The following is a 20,798-nucleotide window of genomic DNA, read 5'->3' on the forward strand; positions in this document are numbered from 1 at the left end:
AGAAGCAGATGAAGTTGAACTTTTCAGCGGGAGCGCTCGCATTCACGCTCGCCATTCTTGGCGCGGGGACGTCATGGGCAGCGGAGGTCCGGCTCGCCCCGGCCGATGGCACGGAGAAGCTCATCGAAACGCTCATCATGGCGGAAGAGGGCGACACCATCCTGCTTGAAGCCGGGCGCTGGGACATTGCAGACGGGCTGGTCCTCGATGCCGATGGCGTGACCATCCGCGGCGCGGGCGCGGAAGAGACCGTGCTCTCCTTCAAGGGGCAGACCGGCTCGGGCGAGGGCCTGCTCGTCACCTCCGACAGTGTGGTGCTGGAAGATTTCGCGGTCGAGGATACGAAGGGCGACGGCATCAAGTCGAAGGGCTCGGACCGCATCACCTTCCGCAATCTGCGCGTCGAATGGACCAACGGCCCGGATGAGAAAAACGGCGCCTATGGCGTCTATCCCGTTTCCTCCACCAACGTGCTGATCGAGGGCGTGACGGTGCGCGGCGCGTCCGACGCCGGTATCTATGTCGGCCAGAGCCAGGACATTATCGTCCGAAACAGCCTCGCCGAATACAACGTCGCCGGCATCGAGATCGAGAACTGCTTCCGCGCCGATGTCTATGGCAACATGGCGCGTCACAATACGGGCGGCATCCTGATTTTCGACCTGCCCAACCTGCCGCAGCAGGGCGGACACGATATCCGCGTCTTCGACAATTCATCCATCGACAATGACACGCCGAATTTCGCCCCTGCGGGCAATATCGTCGGCTCGGTGCCGATGGGCACCGGCATCATGGTGATGGCGAACCGCAATGTGCACATCTTCGGCAACCGCCTTTCGGGCAACGGCACGGTGCATGTTCTCGTCGCGGCCTATCCGAATGACTATGACGACGACAATTACATGTTCGTGCCGCGCGGTGTCTTCATCCACGACAACAGCTATGGCGAGGGCGGGGCTGCGCCGGACAACGAGATCGGCGAACTTCTCGCGGAGCGGGCGGGCACACCGATCCCCGATATCGTCTGGGATGGCGTCACGCGCATTCCCGAATGGTTCACATGGGTTGCGGCGGAAAACCGGATCTATGTGAAGGAAGCCGAAGGCACGACATTTGCCAACGCGAAGATGATCTCGCACATGCTGCTCCCCTGGGAGACCAGCCCCGACCGCGACATCGCAGATTACGAAGGCAGCCTGCCCGAGCCCGCGGCGGTGACGCTCCCGCAGGACATGGCGCCGGACGTGGAAGGCTGAACCCTGTGGCAGCGCGCGCTCCCATATCGCTCCTGAAGAGGGCGCTTTTCGCCGCGCTTCTTCTCGGTGCGACAACCGGGGCGGCATCTGCGGTTGACGACCAGGCGATCCTCGCCGCGAAGCCGCCCGCGAAACTTTCCGCCTTCGGCTTCTTCGCCGATGCGCCGCGTCAGGTGCCCGCACCCGGCGTTCTTCCTTTCGCGCCCGCGACGCCGCTCTTCACCGACTTCGCGGAGAAGCGCCGCTTCGTCTATGTGCCAAAGGGCGAGAGCGCCGCCTACAACGCACATGAAGCTTTCGACTTTCCCGTCGGTGCTGCACTGGTCAAGACCTTTGCCTATGAGGCAGCAGGCCGTCCCGGCGGCTTGCGGCTCGTCGAGACGCGCGTGCTGCTTCACCAGAAAAAGGGCTGGCAGGCCTGGGCCTATGTCTGGAACGAGGAACAGAGCGACGCGGAACTGAAGATCGTCGGCGCGAAAATTCCGATGACGGTCCCGCTCCCCGATGGCGGCGCGCAAGAGATCGTCTATGCCGTGCCGAACAAGGCCCAGTGCAAGGGCTGCCATGAACTCTCGGGCGAAATCGTGCCCATCGGTCCCAAGGCGCGCAACCTGAACCATGCTTTCGATTATGACGAGGGGCCGGAGAACCAGCTCCTGCGCTGGGCCTCGGCGGGCATTCTCGTTAGCCTCCCCGATATGACGCATGTGCCTGCCGTGCCCGACTGGCTCGACGAGACCGCGCCGCTCGATGCGCGCGCCCGCGCCTGGCTCGACATCAATTGCGCCCATTGCCACCGGGCGGAGGCAGCGGCCAGCAATTCCGGCCTCTTTCTTACATGGGACGAGAAGGAACCGGCGGCGCTTGGCATCGGCAAGCATCCGGTGGCGGCGGGCCGTGGCGCGGGCGATCTCAAGGTCGATATCGCGCCTGGCGATCCCGATGCCTCGATCCTTGTCTATCGCGTGGAAAGCACGGAGCCCGGCGTGATGATGCCGGAGCTTGGCCGCTCGCTCACCGATGCCCGCGCCGTCGCGCTGCTGCGCGAATGGGTCGCCCGGATGGAATGAGACGATGGTGTGACGCCCGGCTTCTAGACCGGCATCACGTCCGTATAGACGAAGCCTTCGCGCGTCACCGTCTCGCCGATGGTCACGGGGATTGCACGGGTAAACATTGGCCCCGCTGTGACCACGGTGTGAAACTCGCCATTTTCGCCGCAGGGGTCGGCGCTTGCGGGCAGTTCCGCGAGCAGCGTTTCGTCGAAGCGCCGCCCGGAAAGCGCTGCGGGCACCTGTTTCGGGTCCACGCAGGCGAGATGCGCGACGAGACCGCTCGCGATCATCTCGCGCGCGAGTGTTTTCGTGTCGCGTCCCCAGAGCGGAAAGAGGCCTTCCATGCCGGCTGCCGCAAGGCGCTCCTCGCGATAGGCGCGGATGTCCTCAAGAAAGAGATCGCCAAAGATCGTATGGGTGATGCCGTCGGCCTGAATGCGCGCCATCGCTTGCCCCATCCGCTCTTCATAGACCTCATTGGGGCAGGGCCAGGGCAGCTTCACCTTGATGAGCGGCAGGCCGGCTGCCTCCGCCTGCAGGTCGAGCAGGCTTTCGCGCACGCCATGCATCGCGACACGCTCATGGGTTTCGTTGACCGTGGTGAGAAGCGCGACGACATCGGCAAGCCCCGTGCGCCTCACTTCATGCAGCGCAAAGGCGCTGTCCTTGCCGGAGCTCCAGGAGAGTATCGCTTTTGGTTTTGCTGCCTTCGATTGTTTCATGCGTCGATGCGGTCTTTCATCCGTGCAAGCTTGTCCGGTGCGCCCTCGAAAATGAAGGGATTGAGGAACATGCGGGTGCCGAGCAGCCTCCGGTCGATTTCGTTCAGGGCGGCTTCGTCGCAGGTCTCGTTCCAGTGTTTGCCGACGGTCTCGATCTGGATGGCGGCGATCTCTTCGGCCTGTCTCGCATCGAGCTGAAAATGCGGCGCGGCTTCGAGGCACGTCGCGAGATTGCTCAGCCGTTTGTCTCCCGTGATGGCCATGGCCTGGCTTGCTTCATTGCCGGTGCGGTTCTGCGGGCAGATGTCATAGGCGGGCGTCAGGGTCAGTCCCTTGCCATCCCAGAAGGCAGCGTGATTGCGGGCGTGGTCGTCCGTATTGCTACAGAGGATGTTGAAGGTCAGACGGGCGAAGAGTTCGTGCAATGTCGCCTTCGGCGCGGTGAAGCGATGGCGGACGATTTCCGCGAGGTCTTCATAGCTCGCATAGCGCGCCATCATTTCGTCGAGGCCGAAAAGCGTGAGCGCGGAGACCATTGCCTTTCGTTTCCAGCCGTCCGGCCCTTTCTCGCGGTCGAAGCGTTCGACCAGCAGCACGTCCTTTCCTGCCACCCGTTCGAGACGCACGGGCGCGGCGTCGAGCCCGGTCTTCGCGGCGAGCCGCATGGCCAGATATTCCGCCTTCACCACATTGTAAGTGTCGGTCGAGGACGAGAACTTGGCGATGAGTTTTCGTTTGCCATCCTCGATCAATGCCTTGGGGCGGGCGCCGCCAAGCGAGCTGCCGTGAAAAAGTGCCTGGTCGAGGCCGGGCGTCAGCGGTACGCCTCGTTCCACTTTCTCCGCGGCGCTCAGCAATTCTTCCATCGTTGCCGTCTGGGCGGTGCGGGGCATGTAGTCGCCCGGCGATGACTGGAAGTCGAGCGCGCCGATCCGGTCCGAACCGGACGCAAGCAGATAGCTCAACTCGTCGAGCGCGCCGATATCGGCGTCCCGTCCCTTCGCGCCCAGCAACCGGTTCATGATGACGCGGCGGCCCCATGCATCCGGTGCGCCGTCGCGCAGGCAGCCGGCGATGGCGAGTCCCGCTTGCGGCGGGATTGCGCCGTGCTTCAACGGCAGTTCGGGTTCGTAGATTGAGATGGCATCGCGCCGGTCGAGATAGCTCCGGCCGTAATTGAAGATCAGGCGGCCGCCGTCGCGTTCGAGGCGTCCCGCGACCACGGGGTCTGTGCTGCCAGGGAGCCATACCCACACATAAGCCTCCTTCGGGGCGTCCTCCGGCGTGTCCCGGGGTGAGGGGTCAGAAGTCATCCTTCACTCCCTTCGCGCCGGTGCGAACCGCTTTGGGCAGCAGGGTCAGCTTGTCGCGCGTCATGGCGAGGTGCCGGGTCAGCATTGCGGGTTCTGCCTCGAAGAGACGCACGCCGACGATAGCCGCCAGTTCGAACGCGGCGCCGATGGAGGAGCCCGGTTCGCCTTTTTCGATCCGCTGAACGAGACCGCGCGAGATGTCCGCGCGCTCGGCAACCTCCGCCACCGTCAGCCCGCGCTCGATCCGCGCGTTGCGGATCGTAAGGCCGAGCAGCTCGGCGGCTTCGCGGGCATATCGGGAATAGCTTCTGGTCGCGGGTTTCGCCATCTATATCTGCTCTATAAACAGGCCGTGGAGCTACTTTAAGACTTGTTTATAGTGCTTTTCTTTGGGTATCAAGTCTGTCTTTGAGTGATGCTCCATAAATAGGGCATATATTCATTTTATGATCTGTTTATGGATCTGTTCTTGCGAGATATCCAGGCAAGAGGGGAATGCCCGCCGCTGGCCGCTTCCGCAAGCCTGTCTTGACACAGACCCCAATATGTTGACCCTCGTGCCCGTCACGGTTCCTTGAATTTCGGTTCAAGGTGAAAAGGGAATCCGGGGCGCCGATCCTCTTTCGAGGCAAAGCGTAACCGGAGCTGCCCCCGCAACTGTAAGCGGCGAGCATCTTTTCCACCAAGCCACTGGCGCTTCATGCGCCGGGAAGGCGGAGAGGATGCAGCGACCCGCGAGCCAGGAGACCTGCCGCGACGGAGACTGGATTTTTGGGCGGGGTGCCCGGGAGCCGTCGGCGGTCCTTGCTTCCTCGCATCCGCCTGCGTCTTTGGTCATGCCCGCCCGCCATAACGAGGGTATTGGCCATGACCGATATGACAAACACATCTTTCCCGCTATCCGGCAATGCGCGCCGCCTCGGCTGGGGCGTCTTTCTTGCGGCTGCCGCGACGCTTTTCAGCTTCGTCTTCGCCTGTGCGGCGCCTTTCGCGGCGCTGGCGGCCGTCGCCGCGCTCAATATGCGCAGGCTCGATGCGGCGCTGACGATCCTGCTCGCCTTTGCCATCAATCAGGTGGTGGGCTTCGGCTTCCTCGATTACCCGCATGATGCTGCCACCATCGCCTGGGGTGCGGGCATCGGGGTCTCCGCCATGCTCGGTCTTGGCGCGGCGCTCATCGTGGCGCGTCTTGCCTCCGGCAGCGGCTATGTCATTTCGCTCGCGCTTGCGTTCATCGCTGCTTTCGCCGCCTGTCAGCTCGGGTTTCAGGGCGCGGGCCTTCTCATCGGCACGGGCGAGCACGGGCTTTCGGCGGAGGTCGTGCGCTGGGTCTTGCAGATGAACGCGCTGGCGCTCGCGCTTCTCGCAGGCGTTCAAAAGCTCGGACAGCTTGCGGGCGTCGCGGCGCCGCTTCCTGCGCGGGCGGGCTGATGTTTCCGCCCGAAAGAATCGTCTGTCTCACGGAGGAGACGGTCGAGACGCTTTACCTTCTCGGCGAGGAGGACCGTATTGTCGGCATTTCCGGCTATACGGTCCGCCCGCCTCGGGCACGGCGTGAGAAGCCGCGTGTCTCGGCTTTCATCTCCGCCGACGTGCCGAAGATCCTCGCGCTCGAACCGGACCTCGTTCTCACCTTCTCGGATATTCAGGCCGAGATCGTTCGCGACCTCGTGAAGGCGGGCGTCAATGTCCATGCCTTCAACCAGCGGACCATCCCTGAGATCCTCGACATGATCCACATGCTGGGTGCGCTCACGGGGAAGGCCCGCGAAGCGGAGGCGCTCGTTGCTTCGCTTGTGGAGGGCATGGAAAAGGTGAGGGCGGAGAGCGCCGCGCTTCCGCTTCGCCCGCGCGTTTATTTCGAGGAGTGGGACGAGCCCGCCATCTCCGGCATCGCATGGGTGTCCGAACTCATCGCCATCGCGGGCGGGGACGATATTTTCGATGACCTCGCCTCGCGGCGCTCGGCGAAGGACCGGATCATTTCCTATGAAGAGGTGGCGGCGCGTGAGCCCGATCTCATCATCGGTTCATGGTGCGGAAAAAAGTTCAGGCCGGAGAAGGTGGCGGCCCGGACCGCCTTCGAGGATATCCCCGTTATTCGCGACGGGGCCCTTCACGAGATCAAGTCGTCGATCATCCTGCAGCCGGGTCCGGCATCGCTCACCGAGGGGCTTGCCGTTTTGCGGGATATCATTCACGCGCGCGCCCATGCGCTGGCGGAGGGCAAATCCCCGGGGCGGGGACAAGCCGCCCGGATGTGACGGTTTGGTGACGGTAAGATGACGGTCGAGGTCAGGGCACTTCAGGATCGTGCGGCAAGTGACTGGAGTGCCTGGAAGATTTGCCGGTTGTCTCGGCAACCTTGAGGATGTTGATTTTTTGTATCCCATAGGATACAAAATGCAATGATGACAATCCGGCAAACTCTCGTCTTTTCCCGCTGGCTCGCCGGATTGAAGGATACAAAAGCCCGGGCGCGCATTCTGGTCAGGATCGACCGGCTTGCTCTTGGCAATCCAGGAGACGTGAAGCCGGTCGGCCAGGGCGTTAGCGAGCTTCGCATTTCGTATGGTCCCGGCTATCGCGTCTACTTCACGGGAAGAGGCGAAACGCTTCTGCTCCTTCTCTGCGGCGGCGACAAGGGCAGCCAGCGGCGAGACATTGCCGAAGCGCTCGCGCTTGCCCGGCGGATCACAAGTGAGGATGAAGGTGGCAGTGAAATCAACTAGTTACGATAGCGCGGCCTATCTGAAGACCCGTGAGGACGTGGCGGCCTATCTCGAAGCCGTATTCGAGGATGGCGACCCGGCACTCATTGCCCATGCGCTCGGGGTGGTGGCGCGGGCCGAGGGAATGACCGAGGTGGCGAAGGAAACGGGGCTTACCCGGGCCAGTCTCTACAAGGCCTTGTCTGCGGATGGGCGCCCGGAATTCGCGACCGTGCTGAAAGTGGTGAAGGCTCTGGGCCTGAAAATGACGGTTGCCGCCTAAAGCTTGTCAGACGACGCCCGCCTTCAGGAAGTCGTGGATATGGACGACGCCCACGGGCTTGCCGTCCTCGACCACGAAGAGGCTGGTGATCTTCTTTTCGTTGAGGAGCTTCACCGCTTCGGAGGCGAGCATGTCGGGGCTTACCGTCTTCGGCGAGGCGTTCATCACCTCGCTTGCCGTGCGCGCCAGCAGGTCGCTGGAGGAGTGACGGCGGATATCGCCATCGGTGATCATGCCGTCCAGTTTGCCGTTCTTATCCACGATGCCCGCGCAGCCGAGGCTCTTCTGCGACATCAAAAGCAGCACTTCGGACATCGGCGTGGCGGGTCCGGTAAGCGGCAGTTCGTCGTCCACATGCATCACCTCGCGCACATGGGAGAGCATGGCGCCGAGCTTGCCGCCGGGGTGGAAGACCTTGAAGTCCTTGGCGGAAAAGCCTTTTTTCTCAAGCAGCGCGATGGCCAGCGCATCGCCGAGCGCGAGCTGCATGGTGGTCGAGGTCGTCGGCGCGAGCTTGTTGGGACATGCCTCTTCGGAGCGCGGCAGGATGAGCGCCACATCGCCTGCGCGGCCAAGCGCGCTGGCCGCCTCAGCGGTCATGGCAATGAGCGGGATCGCGAAGCGTTTCGCATGGGAAATGATGCTGGAGAGCTCGGCCGTCTCGCCCGACCAGGAGAGCGCGAGGATAACGTCGGCCGCCGTGATCATGCCGAGGTCGCCGTGGGAGGCCTCGCCGGGATGCACATATTGAGAAGGGGAGCCGGTGGAGGCGAGGGTTGCCGCGATCTTGCGCGCCACATGGCCGGATTTTCCCATGCCCGTCACGACGATCCGGCCTTCCGCACGGCCCAGCGTTTCGACCGCCTCGATGAAGGGGCCGTCAAGCGAAGCCATCAGCGCCTTCAGCCCCTCGATCTCGAGCGACAGGGTCCGGTGGGCGGAGGCAAGGTGGCCGCTTTCGGCTGTTGGTCTGGTCGTGGTGCGGGACAAGCTACGCTTCCTTGTGGCGCGGTAACGTGCCGCGTCGAAGTGATTTGGCCCTTTTATATCGCAATTGTCCTTCACTCTACAGTTGCCCTTTCGAATGTGGCCAAACCGTCCAGGCCATAACAAAACCGGTCAATGCGGCGGCGTATCTCTTTGTTTGCACAGGGGATTCCATTAGGCTGGCGGGTAAGGAAAGATTGCGGTGCCGGCGGAAAACGCGGCGGCGTGAAAGGTTTTGCGTGCAGGGCGGATTTCTGGATCGACTTAAAAGCGCGTTTACGCGCCCGGCGGATGAAACAGGTCTGCCCGAGGGCCTGCGTATCTACGCGGTGGGTGATGTTCATGGGCGGGATGACTTGCTTGCCGAACTTCACGGATTGATTGAGGTCGATGCGAAGGCCCGGCCTTTTGATCGTAACATATTGATTTACCTAGGTGATTATGTCGATCGCGGGCTTCGCTCGAAGGAAGTGCTGGACCGGTTAACCGGCAATCGGCTTGACGGGTTCGAGCAGGTATTCCTCAAGGGCAATCATGAGCTTGCCATGTTGCAGTTCCTTGAGGATGCGAGCTTCGGCAAGGACTGGAAATATTATGGCGGGCTCGAGACGCTCCATTCCTATGGCATCAAGGAACTGACGCTGACCGACGACCCGGCGGCCTTCGAGCGGGCGCGGGAGGATTTCGAGGAGGTGCTGCCGGCGGCTCACCGGCATTTCCTCGAGAATCTCGAAGTTTCGGCGGAGTTCGGTGGCTATTTCTTCGTTCATGCCGGAGTGCGACCTGGGATCGCGCTTCATCGTCAGATCGAGGAGGATCTGCTCTGGATTCGCGAAGAGTTTCTGACCTCACGCGGCTCGTTCGGCAAATGCGTGATCCATGGGCATACACCGAACGAAGAGGTGGTCGTGCGGTCCAACCGCATCGGCATAGATACAGGGGCATATATGACCGGCGTCCTGACCGCGCTGGTGCTCGAGGGTGGGGGACGACGGTTTATTCAGACCGGTGCGAATGCCAGGGCGCTGACGCAGGCAGGTTAACCAGAAGAGGAAAAACCGGTCTCCTCGCTATCTTTCACCTCAATAGTTCAGCTATTAAATGCTAATTAAAGCCAACCTGTTTATCGACCAATAGCCGCGATCCTTAAAGGGCCATTGGCCTTGGGGAGACCCTGCATCCGCCCGCATGGGCTTTTATTGCGTAGCGCGGCTGAGGAAGGACGAGGATAATGATCCGATCTGGAACTACCACGTTTTTCGAGGCGTTAGGCGCCAGAGCGAGCCAGGTTGCGACCTTCCTGCTTGTGGCAGTGCTGATCGCTGGCTGTAGCGGCGGACCTCGCGCAGCAGCGCCGATGCCGGCGCCAGCCGTGCCGCAGAGCTCGGGGGCCGCGCCGGTTCTCCCGGAGGATGCCGAGGCGGACTACGCCTTGGGGACGGGCGATAAACTCCGCGTCATCGTTTTCGGCGAGCCCGATCTTTCCGGCGAATTCGACGTCAGCGGTTCTGGCAATGTGGCGCTACCGCTGATCGGCCAGGTGCGTGCCAGGGATCTGACCTTGAGCCAATTCGAGGACGCGGTCGAAGCAAAGTTTAGCCAGGGCTATCTGAACAGCCCGCGCGTGAGCGTCGAGGTTCTGAACTACCGGCCGTTCTATATCTATGGCGAGGTCGAGACTTCCGGCCAGTACCCTTATACGAGCGGCATGACCGTCCTGAACGCCGTGGCTGTAGCGGGCGGCTATACTTACCGTGCCAACACCGAGCGCGTGTTGATCACGCGCGGAGAGGGGACGGAACAGGAGTATCCCGCGAGCCAGGCGGTCAAGGTGTTGCCCGGTGATATTGTCCGGATACCCGAGCGCTTCTTCTGATCGCGTTTATCCGGATGTCTTGGAGCCGGGCCTCCTGCGTACAGCCTGTATGTGTCCGTCATGAAGGCCGGTGATGCCGGATTGGTTTTAACTTGCGATTTTGTAAGTGAAATCAATTTTTCGGTGCGTTTCAGGAGCCCTTCGGAGCCGTTCCTGTCTGTTGCGTGAGTCAAGTTGGCTGGGAGGAAGAGTTGTCAAGGCGCTATTGGTCCGATGTATTTGTGCCACGCTAGTCGATAACCATAGATTAACTATAAATTTTGCGTGTTCGACTGGTCCAGTTTGATATTAGATTTCGCTTGGAATTGTGCCGGAATCCCGAGCCCGTTGATTAAGTGCAGAGCTTGGGTCGGCACCCTTGCAAGAGAGCTTGAGCCTGCGTTCGGGAGCAGTCCTGCGCGGCCAGGGAATTACGATAGGCACGTGAGGCTCCTGATTTGAAGGATGCCTCGGGCTGTTTTGAAAGAGGGAGTGCCGTGATGAAGAAGCTTTTGTCGGTCATGATCGTAGCCGGTGCCATGGCTGTGGCGCCCACCATGTTTGCCGCGATGCCGGCGATAGCGCAGGAAGCCGGTGCGGAAACGCTTGATGCGATGGAAGCCGATATCGAGGCGCTTCTGATCGCCAATGCAGGCGACGAAGACGCGTTCGCGGCAGCCGTCGAGGCTTATCTCTTGGCCGCAGTCGATCCGGAACTTGCAGGCGATGCCGTCATTGCCGCGCTCGCTAACCCGAGAAGCGACGCGGCGCGCGAAGCGCTGGCGAGCAATCCGGGCCTCAAGACCGCGGGAGGCGCGGCTCTCGGTGCTGCCATAGCGCAAATTGGTCTCACGAATCCGACGGCTGCCGCCAACATGCAGGCGAAGGTCGCCGCGACCAACGATGAGACGCTTCAGGCTTCGGTCAGCCAGGGGACTGCAACTGCAACGACGAACAGGCAGGCGCAACAGGGTGACGCGGCGTCAAACCCGAACCGGGATACGACACCGGAGACACCGGTAAGCCCGAACTGATCATGCCAGTCAGGGTGCCCTGTAGGGGCACCCTGTTATTCCATCTGTTTTCTGTCGGCCCGCGCCTATAGCCTACGGCTCAATTCCTAAGCGGCAATTTCGGAATGGCGCAGGTCTTGAAAGAACCATCGGGAGATAATTCATGTCGTCGTCATTCGTCTCAAAGGCCATGGTCGCGGCCATTGCTGCGACAGCCTTTTATGTGGGGCCAATCAACTCTGTCGGTGCGCAGGATCTCGAGATTACCGATAACCGCAATGTGAGCGTTCGAGATCGCGTTCGCCCCGGCTATGATGCTGTTGGTATGCGCGCGGGTGCCTTCACGGTTTTCCCGGAAGCCTCGGTGACGGGCACCTTTGACGACAACATCTATGCGACTGACACCAATACCGAGAGCGACTTTATCACGACGCTTGCAGCACGGCTTTCCGCGTCGTCGAACTGGAGCCGTCATAGTCTGAACCTGCGTGCCGGCCTCGCGCAGAAGCTTTATGCAGACAATAATGATGAAGATCGTCTCGACTGGGATGTGGGCGCTGATGGACGTCTCGACCTCACCCGCGATACGAATGTGACCGGCGGGGTGTCTTATGCTGAGCTCAGCGAAGACCGTGGAGCGCCGAACGCCATCGGCCTTGCGGCAGAGCCCACCGAATACTCGCTCCTGGAGGGCAATGCGGCGCTGAATCACCGTTTCAATCGTGTCACAACTCGTCTTGGCGCAACCTATTCTGACTACGATTATGACACCGTCCCTCTGACCGGTGGCGGTGCCCTCAATCAGGATTTCCGGGATCGCGAGGAATATACGCAATTCCTGCGCCTGGGTTACGATGTGTCGCCGGATACGAATGTCTATGTTCAGGGCACTATCAATCAGCGCGAATATGACCAGAAGCCGCCTGTGGTAGCCCTTAACCGCGATTCCGATGGTTATGCGGTTGTCGGTGGTGCAGATTTCCGTTTGACCAACCTGGCGCAGGGCGGTGTCTTCGTCGGTTACCAGTCGCAAGATTATGACGATCCGACCTTGCCGGAAATTGACAGCATCGCTTTTGGCGCCAATGTGGATTGGTTCGTGACGCCGCTTACGACGATCCGCTTTGAGGCTGCCTCCTCGATCCAGGAAACGATTGCAGCCGGTGCGTCGGGTTATACGGACAGTTCTGTCGGGTTCCGCGTTGATCACGAGCTCATGCGTAATGTGATCGTCGGGGCCAGCGCTGGCTTTGCAAACCAGGACTTCGAGGGTATCGCACGTGATGACGATATCGTGCGGGCCGGTCTGGGTGTTGATTACCTGTTGAACCGCAATTTCTCGATTCGTCTCGGCTATGATTACACCGATCGGGATTCGAGCGTAGCGGGTTTGGATTACAGCCGGAACGAAGTGGGGCTCACGCTTAGCGCCGGACTCTGAACGCTTCATCATGTGCTGACGCTTGCATGTCCGATAAGGCATAAGAAAAAGGGCAGCGGGATCGTTCCGCTGCCCTTTTTCCATTGAGAGGGGCGACGCGGCGGAGCGTAATTCTTCTCTTGCGATTAAAGCCCCCCGGGCTTTGCTCGGGGCAATTTTTTGCCGGTACCGCCGGGCCCGTTAATGCGCGATGCGTGGATGCCGGGCTAGACTTTGAGAAACCCGCACGAGGGACAGTCCTGGGGGGAATAGAGTGTCCTCGACGCGGCGGGGCGGTGGTGTGTAAAACAGCGGTCCGGTGGGCATTGCATTGCTCGCGACAGGCGTGCGATCTGGAGGCAGTGAGGAACGTGGCGATGAATGCACCGGTAAAGGGCGGAACCTCCAAAGGCGGGGGGCCTTCATATGAAGGCCAAAATCCCGATGATGGCGACGGTTTCCTCGAGTTCGACCTCATGGCGCTCTACCGGACGTTGCGCAAGCGTCTGGGGCTGATCGTAAGTGTGATGCTGGGGCTCACCGCGTTGGCGATGGTTGTGGTGCTGCAGCAGACGCCGCTTTATACCGCCGAAACGCAGGTTCTGCTCGACCGCCAGAAAATGCAAGTCACCGACATGGAAGCGGTCATGTCGGGCATGCCGGCGGATTCGGCCACCGTCGACAGCGAGGTTGAAATCCTCCGCTCTCGGGCTCTTGCCGCACGTGTCGTTGATCATCTCAATCTGATGGAGGATCCCGAATTCAATTCCAGGCTGCGCGAGCCTTCGGCGTTGCGCTGGCTCGATCCGCGAGTCTGGATTGGCGAAGCGCTCTCGCTTGTCGAGGCCGAGCGGCCCGAGATCAATGAGGACGTTCGCGCCCGGGCGGAATTGAATGCGGTGATTGACAGCTTGTTGGGACGTCTTACCGTCTCACGGCAGCGCCTCACCTATGTGATCAATATAAGCTTTGTCTCGGAAAGCCCCGAAAAGGCCGCCCGGATCGCTAACGTGATTGCGGATACCTACATCCTCGACCAGCTCGAGGCGAAGTTTGAAGCGACACGCCAGGCCAATGAATGGCTGTCGCGTCGTCTGGATGAGCTGCGTCGTCAGGTCCAGGATTCCGAGCGGGCCGTGGAAATTTACCGCTCGGAGGAGGGGCTCGAGTCGAGTGCGGGTATGACGGTTTCCGAACAGCAATTGTCGGAGCTCAATGCCCAGCTTATCCTGGCTCGAACGACGCTCGCGGAAGCGCGTGCCAAATATGATCGCGCCCGGCAGATCCGCTCCTCGGGAGGGACGATCGAAAGCATGGCGGATGTCGTCCAGTCGTCTACCATCTCGCAGCTTCGCCAGAAGCAGGCGGAGTTGGCCCGAGAGCTGGCTAACCTTGCCTCGCGCTACGGTCCGCGTCACCCGGAAGTCGTGAATGCCGAAGCTCAGCGCCGCGACATCGAGCGCCAAATCGGCTCTGAAATCGCGCGCATTGTGGGCAGCCTGCAGAACAATGTCGCCGTCGCGGAGACGCGCGTCGCCTCTCTTGAGCAAAGCCTTCGAGAGATCCGCGGCGAGAGCGGCGACAGCGGTCAGGCCATGGTCCAGCTCCGGGAGCTTGAACGCGTGGCGGCGGCAAACCGGGCGGTCTATGAGAGCTTCCTGAACCGTTTCAAGGAAACCTCGCAGCAGCAGGACCTGCAGGTGCCGGATAGCCGGGTAATCTCGCAGGCGACGCCTCCCGGCGGCCCCTCGCATCCCCGAAAGACACGCGCGCTGCTATTGGCTCTGGTGCTTTCAGGAATGTTGGGTGTTGGTCTTGCGTTCCTCCTTGAGCATCTCGACAACGGGATTGAGACGGGGCGCGATTTGGAGCAGATGTTGGGGGTTCCGCATCTCGTCTCGCTGCCGGCGACACCGGCCGAGAAGGGGCCTGACCGGAAGGTTCTGAGTCCTCTCGATTATTTGATCGCGAAGCCTCTCTCGGCGTTTTCCGAGTCGCTGAGAAGCCTGCGATCTGCCTTGCAATTATCGAATGTGGACAACCCGCCCAAGGTGATCCTCTTTACCTCCGCTCTGCCAAGCGAGGGCAAGACAACAACCTCGTCGGGTTTCGCGCGGGCGGCCGCGGCTGCCGGTCTCAAGGTTGTTCTGGTGGACTGTGACCTCCGGCATCCGAGCGTTCACAAGGCATTCGGGGTTACCCGGCCGGAGTTGGGGCTTGTGGAGATGCTGGCAGAGCGACTCGAATTATCTCATGTGTTGATCAAGGATCCGAAAAGCGAACTCGACATTCTTCCGATCGCGACCGGTACGGCAAACCCGTCTGATCTCCTGGGGTCAGAGCAAATGCGGTTGCTTCTTGAACGCTTGCGCGGCGACTACGATCTCGTGGTGCTCGACAGCGCGCCGGTGGTCCCGGTGTCCGACAGCCGTGTTCTCTCCCGTGTCGCTGATGAGACCGTATTTGTGGTGCGCTGGAGCGAAACGCCGCGCGATGCGGCGCAAGCCGCGATCCGCGAACTGCGTCTTTACGACGCCGCTATAGCCGGTGCCGTTCTTGCTGTTGTCGATACAGCTGCGCAAGCCAAATATGGCTATGGCGACGGCGGGTACTACTATGGCAAATACAGCCGATACTATGTCAACTAAGAGCGATCACGGCCGTTGGCTCCAATGGAGCCTTGCGGTGGCGGGTCTTCTGGTAGGCGGTCTTTTGGTGGTCTCGGCCGTCCCCCGCATTGCGGCTCATTGGATTGTTCTTCCTGCGAGTGCGTCCCTTGATGCGATCAATGAGGGGCGAGCGATATCTCTCGAGGATGCCGAGGCCGCGTTTCGGTCCTATAGCGAAGCCCTGGCCTGGCGGCCCGAAGATCCGACATTGCGAGAGGATCGGGCTCGGCTCGTCAGCCGTCTGGCCCGCCTCGACCCGGGGGCGGCCGACCGTTGGAAAGAACTCGCGGTTGAGGATCTCCGGCAAACCGCTGCCTTGTCACCCGGGAACGGCACGGCCTGGGCCCGGCTTGCAGAAGCCGAGCTTGAAGCGGGCGCGCCTGTCCAGAAGGTTCTCCCCTACTTGAGGCTCGCCCGGCTCACTGCGCCGCGCCGTGCCTCTGCGCTTCTGCCCCAATTGTCGATTGTCATGCGTCACTGGGAGGCGATGCCTGATGAGATGCGGACCCATGCTCTGGCCGGTATCAAGTCCTTTTGGACGCGCAGGGCGATCAGGCCATTGCTTGTCTCAATCTATCTCGATGCGGGTTTCGAGGCCCGGGCGGCTTTTCGAGAGCGGCTCGGCGAGAATGACCGGGCTCTGCGGGACTTCGACCGGCTTGTGGCGTCAAGCCTTGATCGGTGATGGGGCTCTTTGCCTCGCAGGGGCGGACTGGGCGACCGCGAGTCCCATCATGAAGGCGTAGAGCACGGCGACAGCCGGGATCTGCAAGCTGAAATCGACCAGGGCGTGAAGGCCTACAAGCAGCGTTGCAGCAACGCCCAGTGCCGGGAAGCTTTTGTGGCGTTTGCGGGCGCCGATGCCGCGAAAGGCGATCCGGGCAAGCAGCAAGATCGACAGATTGAGGGCGAGGGCCGCCACCAGCCCCAGCTCCATCGCATTTTCGAGGTAGGTGTTATGCGCCTTCTCCCAGAGTGCAAAGATGTTCGGGTCGTTGGCCCGATATGGCTCGATCGCCAGCTCATATGTTCCTAACCCCGTGCCGGTCAGGGGGGCGGTCTGGATCGCACTGGTGGTGGTTGCAAAGAGCGTCGTTCGAAGATCGGCCTCAAGCGATAATCCTTGGCGCTCCAGGCGGTCAATGAAGTTGCCACCACCTGCGATGACGGCGATTCCGACGATGATAAGGATTGCAAATCCGATGGGCTGCCCTGGTGCACGGCTCCGGCGCCCGAGTTGCAGGAGTATCAGCGCGCCAAGCGCGAAAAATGAGGCCAGGATGCCGCCACGTGAGGTGGTAAGGAGGAGCGCCAACATGATCACGAGGAGGACACCTGTGAGCCAGCCCGACTGAAAGATCATGTGTTCGATGACGAGGGCCGCCTTGCGACGCAAGGGTCGTTCGAGGCCCAAGAGATGACGAATGCGCTCCAGGAACAGCGACACGGCGGCAAGGAGCGTTAAGCCCGCAAAGGTCGCGAATGAGTTGCGGTTGATGAAGCTCGAGGTGAGAGACGCGTCCGGTCTCGCGCCAATATTGCCAAGGAGCCAGTCCCCCCCGCCGAAAAAAGCGAACAGTCCGTAGAGGGAGTAGGTCGCACCAGCTGCGATGATGGCTAGCCGGGCTTGGGCGGCCCGTGCTGGGTCGCAAGTAAGACTGAGCGCGAGCCAGAAGATGCCGGAATAGGCGAGGAACCGGAGGCCGCCCTCGAAGGATGCTGCGAGATCAATGCTAATATGAGCGGGGAGGGGCATGGCGAGCGCCTGCGACGCTTCTACCCACAGAGGATTTCTCCAGGATGGATTAATTTCCGGGCTGGCGGAGGACAACGGTATCCACTGCAGGAATATCCAGGCGAGAACGAGTGCGTAAAGTAGTGTTGGTGCAATGAGAGGTTGAAGCGGGTCAGTCTTGATAGTGTCCTTGGCAACAGCGGCATACAATGACCAAAGGAGCAGAAGCATGCCGGTGGCCGCAAGCAGCAAGGCTCCGGGCAAGGGGCGATTGCTTCCAAGCGGGAGCGGAGCGAGGAGGACAACTGCAATGAGCCCCCAGAATATCCACCGAATGGCATGCGAAGAAGCGCTTAGAAGCATAGATTGAAGAACCTTTAGGACTCCGACGCACCATAGAGGCAAGTCTGGAGTCGGGTATCGGGGCGTTTTCGCTTGAGTAACGACCATAGTGGTGCATGTTGGTTCGCGACTCACGTAATTGGCCTGAACCCCCAGCGTCATTCGGCTAGAAGTAGAGTCCTTTAGACATTTGAGCCTGTTGGGCTTTGTGATGCAACGGGACTAGGCGTGGTGGAGTATAAACCTGACGGCCTTGGGTCTCGGTAACGCCCCCCCGTTGATTGCCAAATCGCTTTGCTCTCCTCCGGCTCGAGGCTGCGCAGCAGCACCACAAGCTCGGCAGAGGTTCCGAAATAACGCGCCTTGCCTTCGGTGGTATGCGGTTGAAGGCGCAGTCATGCGCCAGAACGGGTACACCGAAATGCATCATCTCGCCCAGCGATGGCTTGGTGCCACCGGCGGACTGGCTGTGTAGGTCGACCGAGGGCCGCGCGCGCAGCATGCCGGACTCATCGATCAGGTCAAACAAGTGCAGGTTGAGTTATGCGCAGAAGTTGGTGAGCCTGATCAGGCGGCGGCTTGAAGGTGACGGAGCTGCCACAAACGAAGTACGGGGTGAATATGGTTAGCCAAATGTTCCTTGTTGTGACTGGTTAACGCTTCGTGCAGCTTACCTGAGCAAGGTAGGTTCCGTAGTCATTCTTGCCGAATTTCTGGGCGCGAGCCTGTAGTTGGGCTGCATCAATCCAGCCCATCTCGAATGCCACTTCGTCTGGGCTGCCTACTTGTTGGCCTTGGCGTTCGGTTAGGGTGCGCACGAAGTTGCTAGCGTCTAGCAGGCTGGCGTGCGTGCCGGTATCAAGCCACGCATAACCGCGGCCCATTTTTTTAACGGTGAGGGTGCCGTCGGCTAGATAGCTTTGCAAAAGCGTTATGATTTCCAGCTCGCCCCGGGTCGAGGGACGTACGGCCTTTGCGCGTTCGGGGGCTGTACCATCGACGAAGTAAAGCCCAGTGACCGCATAGTTCGACGGCGGCACGGTCGGCTTTTCGATGATGCTTTGCACCGTGCCGTTGCCGTCAAAATCCACTACGCCATAGCGCTCGGGGTCGGCCACGCGGTAGCCAAAGACCGTGGCGCCGACGGTGTTTTCGCCCGCCGCTTGCAGCAGGTCGGGCAGCCCGTGGCCAAAGAAGATGTTATCGCCCAACACCATGGCGGCGGGCGCACCTGCCAAAAATTCTTCGGCCAGAATAAAGGCCTGCGCCAGCCCATCTGGGCTGGGCTGCACCTTGTAGTGCAATTCGATCCCCCATTGGCTGCCATCGCCCAAGGTGCGCATGAACTGTTCTTGGTCATGGGGGGTGGTGATGACCAAAATCTCGCGGATGCCTGCCAGCATCAATACGGTCAGGGGGTAATAGACCATGGGCTTATCGTAGATCGGCAGCAGCTGCTTAGATACAGCCATGGTGATGGGGTAGAGCCGCGTGCCAGACCCGCCTGCTAGAATAATGCCTTTGCGGTTGCTCATGTGGATACCCCCAAATCGGCTAAACACTCGTGTAAGCCCGCTCGCCAATCGGGGCGGGGCAGGTGGAATACGGCGTCTGTGGTGCGGCAGTCCAGCCGCGAGTTCAGCGGGCGCGCGGCGGGCGTGGGATAGGCGCTGCTGGGGATGCCCTGCACGCGGGTCGGCCGGCCCGCCGCCTCAAAAATCGCGCGGGCAAAGGTGCACCAGCTGACATCGGGTGCGCCGCTGAAGTGATAGGTGCCGGTTTTACTGGGATCAGTTTGCAGCTGATCGGCAATCGCCAAGCACGCCGCCGCAATGGCGCGCGCAGGCGTGGGCCCGCCGATCTGGTCGTCGACCACGTTTACCGCGTCGCGGCCGTCCGACAGGCGCAGCATGGTTTTGACGAAATTATTGCCGTGGGCGGAAAATACCCAAGAAGTGCGCAAAATGGCGTGTGTTGCGCCGCTGGCCCGAATGCCTTGTTCGCCCGCCCATTTGCTGCGGCCATAGGCATTTGCCGGCGCGGTGGCATCATCGGGCGCCCATGCTCGCCCGCCCGTGCCGGCAAAGACATAATCGGTTGAGATATGCACGAAGGGTATATTCAGGGCCGCGCAGGTCACGGCCATAGCCGTGGGGGCGGAGCCATTGATGGTGGTGGCCGGTGCTTCTTCCTCTTCGGCGCGGTCCACGGCGGTGTAGGCGGCCGCGTTGATCACTACGCGGGGGCGGTGCGCGTGGATGGCGGCGGCGCAGGCATCGGGCTGTGCCAGATCGGCCGCGTCACGGCCCATCGCCCGCACCGGGGCAAGGCGCTGTAAAGCGATTGCCACTTGGCCCGTGCGGCCAAAGACCAGCAGATCGCTCATGGCGCGCCGGTGCCCAGCCGCTGGCCCACGCCCTGACGCGCTAAAAGCGGGTGCCACCAATCCTCGTTCTCCAGATACCAGCGCACGGTGCGTTCCAGCCCCTCTTCCACCGTGACACTGGGCCGCCAGCCGAGTTCCGTACGGATGCGCGCGGGATTGATCGCATAGCGCGCGTCATGGCCGGGCCGGTCAGTCACGAAGGTGATGAGATCGCTGTAGCTGCCGTTTTCGCGTGGCTGGAGCCGATCAAGGATCTGACAGATAGTTTGCACGAGTTGCAGATTGGTGCGCTCGTTCTCACCGCCGATATTGTAGCTGCGCCCCAGTTGGCCCTTGGTGGCCACCAGCAACAGCGCATCGGCGTGATCTTCGACATAAAGCCAATCGCGGATATTGCTGCCATCGCCATAGATCGGCAGCGGCTTTCCGGCCAGCGCGTTTAGAATAACCACCGGGATCAGCTTTTCTGGAAAGTGGTAAGGCCCGTAATTATTGGAACAATTGCTCAGTACCACAGGCAGGCCGTAGGTCTCGAACCAGGCGCGTACCAGATGGTCTGACGCGGCTTTCGAGGCCGAATAGGGGCTGCGCGGGTCATACGCCGTGGCCTCGGTAAACTGCACGGCAGGGTCTGCGGGCAGCGAGCCGAACACCTCGTCTGTCGAGATATGGTGAAAGCGAAACCCATCCGGCCGCCCCGCCGCCTGCCAATATTTGCGCGCCGCTTCCAGAATGTTGAACGTGCCGGTGATATTGGTATCGATAAAATCGGCGGGCCCGTCGATCGAGCGATCGACATGGGATTCCGCTGCCAAATGCAGCACAATATCGGGCCGATACGTGGCAAAGGCCGCATCCAGCGCCTCGCGGTCGCGGATATCGGCCTGCACAAAGGCGTAAAGCGGGCTATCCGCCACCGGCGCCACATTTTCCGGATTGGCGGCATAGGTCAGCGCATCAAGGTTCACCACTTGATGCTTGCGCTTTACCGCCAGCCGCACCACGGCCGAGCCGATAAACCCCGCCCCACCTGTGACCAGTAGCTTCATCT

The 20,798-nt window shown here is 61.2% G+C and carries 20 protein-coding genes and 1 riboswitch; of the genes, 12 read left to right on the forward strand and 8 right to left on the reverse strand.

Annotated elements, in window-relative coordinates:
- Positions 1–8: 8 nt before the first annotated feature.
- Positions 9–1,256 carry a parallel beta-helix domain-containing protein gene (locus ABJO61_RS00475; RefSeq protein ID WP_348323440.1) on the forward strand — a complete coding sequence of 416 codons (1,248 nt, stop codon included), beginning with the start codon at positions 9–11 and terminating at the stop codon, positions 1,254–1,256.
- 5 nt (positions 1,257–1,261) lie between these two features.
- Entirely contained in the window at positions 1,262–2,326 is a 1,065-nt protein-coding gene (locus tag ABJO61_RS00480; protein ID WP_348323441.1) for an SO2930 family diheme c-type cytochrome, read from the forward strand.
- Positions 2,327–2,349: 23 nt separating this feature from the next.
- Here ABJO61_RS00480 and ABJO61_RS00485 read toward each other — a convergent pair whose 3' ends face one another.
- From ABJO61_RS00485 to ABJO61_RS00495, 3 genes are read right to left on the reverse strand one after another with little or no spacing between them, the layout of a single operon-like run.
- Positions 2,350–3,033 (reverse strand): ATP-binding protein, encoded by a 684-nt coding sequence (locus ABJO61_RS00485; protein WP_348323442.1) that lies wholly within the window; start codon positions 3,031–3,033, stop codon positions 2,350–2,352.
- Positions 3,030–4,346: a type II toxin-antitoxin system HipA family toxin gene (locus tag ABJO61_RS00490; RefSeq protein WP_348323443.1), complete on the reverse strand. Its 1,317-nt coding sequence runs from the start codon at positions 4,344–4,346 to the stop codon at positions 3,030–3,032. The genes ABJO61_RS00485 and ABJO61_RS00490 overlap by 4 nt, the downstream gene beginning before the upstream one ends.
- Positions 4,336–4,674, reverse strand: coding sequence for a helix-turn-helix transcriptional regulator (locus ABJO61_RS00495; protein WP_348323444.1), 339 nt, complete (start codon positions 4,672–4,674; stop codon positions 4,336–4,338). The genes ABJO61_RS00490 and ABJO61_RS00495 overlap by 11 nt, the downstream gene beginning before the upstream one ends.
- 222 nt (positions 4,675–4,896) lie before the next feature.
- Positions 4,897–5,117: riboswitch (cobalamin riboswitch) on the forward strand.
- Positions 5,118–5,213: 96 nt separating this feature from the next.
- Between ABJO61_RS00495 and ABJO61_RS00500 the strand changes: the two genes are divergently transcribed.
- The 4 genes from ABJO61_RS00500 to ABJO61_RS00515 all read left to right on the forward strand — a co-directional run bounded on the left by ABJO61_RS00500 (position 5,214) and on the right by ABJO61_RS00515 (position 7,340).
- Positions 5,214–5,777, forward strand: coding sequence for a hypothetical protein (locus ABJO61_RS00500; RefSeq protein WP_348323445.1), 564 nt, complete (start codon positions 5,214–5,216; stop codon positions 5,775–5,777).
- Positions 5,777–6,610, forward strand: coding sequence for a cobalamin-binding protein (locus tag ABJO61_RS00505; RefSeq protein WP_348323446.1), 834 nt, complete (start codon positions 5,777–5,779; stop codon positions 6,608–6,610). Before ABJO61_RS00500 ends, ABJO61_RS00505 begins: the two co-directional genes overlap by 1 nt.
- 144 nt (positions 6,611–6,754) lie before the next feature.
- Positions 6,755–7,078 (forward strand): type II toxin-antitoxin system RelE/ParE family toxin, encoded by a 324-nt coding sequence (locus ABJO61_RS00510; RefSeq protein ID WP_348323447.1) that lies wholly within the window; start codon positions 6,755–6,757, stop codon positions 7,076–7,078.
- Entirely contained in the window at positions 7,065–7,340 is a 276-nt protein-coding gene (locus tag ABJO61_RS00515; RefSeq protein WP_348323448.1) for an addiction module antidote protein, read from the forward strand. Before ABJO61_RS00510 ends, ABJO61_RS00515 begins: the two co-directional genes overlap by 14 nt.
- Positions 7,341–7,346: 6 nt before the next feature.
- Here the strand turns inward: ABJO61_RS00515 and ABJO61_RS00520 are convergent, their stop codons facing one another.
- The gene (locus ABJO61_RS00520) at positions 7,347–8,330 is read right to left on the reverse strand and encodes a KpsF/GutQ family sugar-phosphate isomerase (RefSeq protein WP_348323449.1); all 984 of its coding nucleotides are present in this window, start codon (positions 8,328–8,330) and stop codon (positions 7,347–7,349) included.
- A 236-nt stretch (positions 8,331–8,566) separates the two neighbouring features.
- Between ABJO61_RS00520 and ABJO61_RS00525 the strand changes: the two genes are divergently transcribed.
- From ABJO61_RS00525 to ABJO61_RS00550, 6 genes are all read left to right on the forward strand, one after another.
- On the forward strand, positions 8,567–9,370 hold the full coding sequence (locus ABJO61_RS00525) for a metallophosphoesterase family protein (protein ID WP_348323450.1): 804 nt from the start codon (positions 8,567–8,569) through the stop codon (positions 9,368–9,370).
- Between the two features lie 188 nt (positions 9,371–9,558).
- A complete protein-coding gene (locus ABJO61_RS00530; protein ID WP_348323451.1) occupies positions 9,559–10,203 on the forward strand; it encodes a polysaccharide biosynthesis/export family protein in 645 nt (214 codons plus the stop codon).
- Positions 10,204–10,682: 479 nt separating this feature from the next.
- Complete coding sequence (locus ABJO61_RS00535) at positions 10,683–11,216, forward strand: hypothetical protein (RefSeq protein ID WP_348323452.1); 534 nt, start codon at positions 10,683–10,685, stop codon at positions 11,214–11,216.
- A gap of 142 nt (positions 11,217–11,358) precedes the next feature.
- On the forward strand, positions 11,359–12,636 hold the full coding sequence (locus tag ABJO61_RS00540) for an outer membrane beta-barrel protein (RefSeq protein ID WP_348323453.1): 1,278 nt from the start codon (positions 11,359–11,361) through the stop codon (positions 12,634–12,636).
- A gap of 455 nt (positions 12,637–13,091) precedes the next feature.
- The gene (locus tag ABJO61_RS00545; RefSeq protein ID WP_348323454.1) at positions 13,092–15,263 is read left to right on the forward strand and encodes a polysaccharide biosynthesis tyrosine autokinase; all 2,172 of its coding nucleotides are present in this window, start codon (positions 13,092–13,094) and stop codon (positions 15,261–15,263) included.
- 37 nt (positions 15,264–15,300) lie between these two features.
- Positions 15,301–15,969, forward strand: a complete 669-nt coding sequence (locus ABJO61_RS00550; protein ID WP_348323455.1) for a hypothetical protein — start codon at positions 15,301–15,303, stop codon at positions 15,967–15,969.
- Here the strand turns inward: ABJO61_RS00550 and ABJO61_RS00555 are convergent.
- The 4 genes from ABJO61_RS00555 to rfbB form a co-directional block, all read right to left on the reverse strand.
- On the reverse strand, positions 15,952–17,283 hold the full coding sequence (locus ABJO61_RS00555; protein ID WP_348330617.1) for an O-antigen ligase family protein: 1,332 nt from the start codon (positions 17,281–17,283) through the stop codon (positions 15,952–15,954). The two genes, ABJO61_RS00550 and ABJO61_RS00555, sit on opposite strands and share 18 nt — an antisense overlap.
- A gap of 731 nt (positions 17,284–18,014) precedes the next feature.
- Positions 18,015–18,896 carry a glucose-1-phosphate thymidylyltransferase RfbA gene (gene rfbA / locus ABJO61_RS00560; protein WP_348323457.1) on the reverse strand — a complete coding sequence of 294 codons (882 nt, stop codon included), beginning with the start codon at positions 18,894–18,896 and terminating at the stop codon, positions 18,015–18,017.
- On the reverse strand, positions 18,893–19,747 hold the full coding sequence (gene rfbD / locus ABJO61_RS00565; protein ID WP_348323458.1) for a dTDP-4-dehydrorhamnose reductase: 855 nt from the start codon (positions 19,745–19,747) through the stop codon (positions 18,893–18,895). The genes rfbA and rfbD overlap by 4 nt, the downstream gene beginning before the upstream one ends.
- Positions 19,744–20,796, reverse strand: a complete 1,053-nt coding sequence (rfbB, locus tag ABJO61_RS00570) for a dTDP-glucose 4,6-dehydratase (protein WP_348323459.1) — start codon at positions 20,794–20,796, stop codon at positions 19,744–19,746. The genes rfbD and rfbB overlap by 4 nt, the downstream gene beginning before the upstream one ends.
- Positions 20,797–20,798: the final 2 nt, after the last annotated feature.

The organism is Parvibaculum sp., from assembly GCF_039973015.1.
Taxonomy (GTDB): domain Bacteria; phylum Pseudomonadota; class Alphaproteobacteria; order Parvibaculales; family Parvibaculaceae; genus Parvibaculum.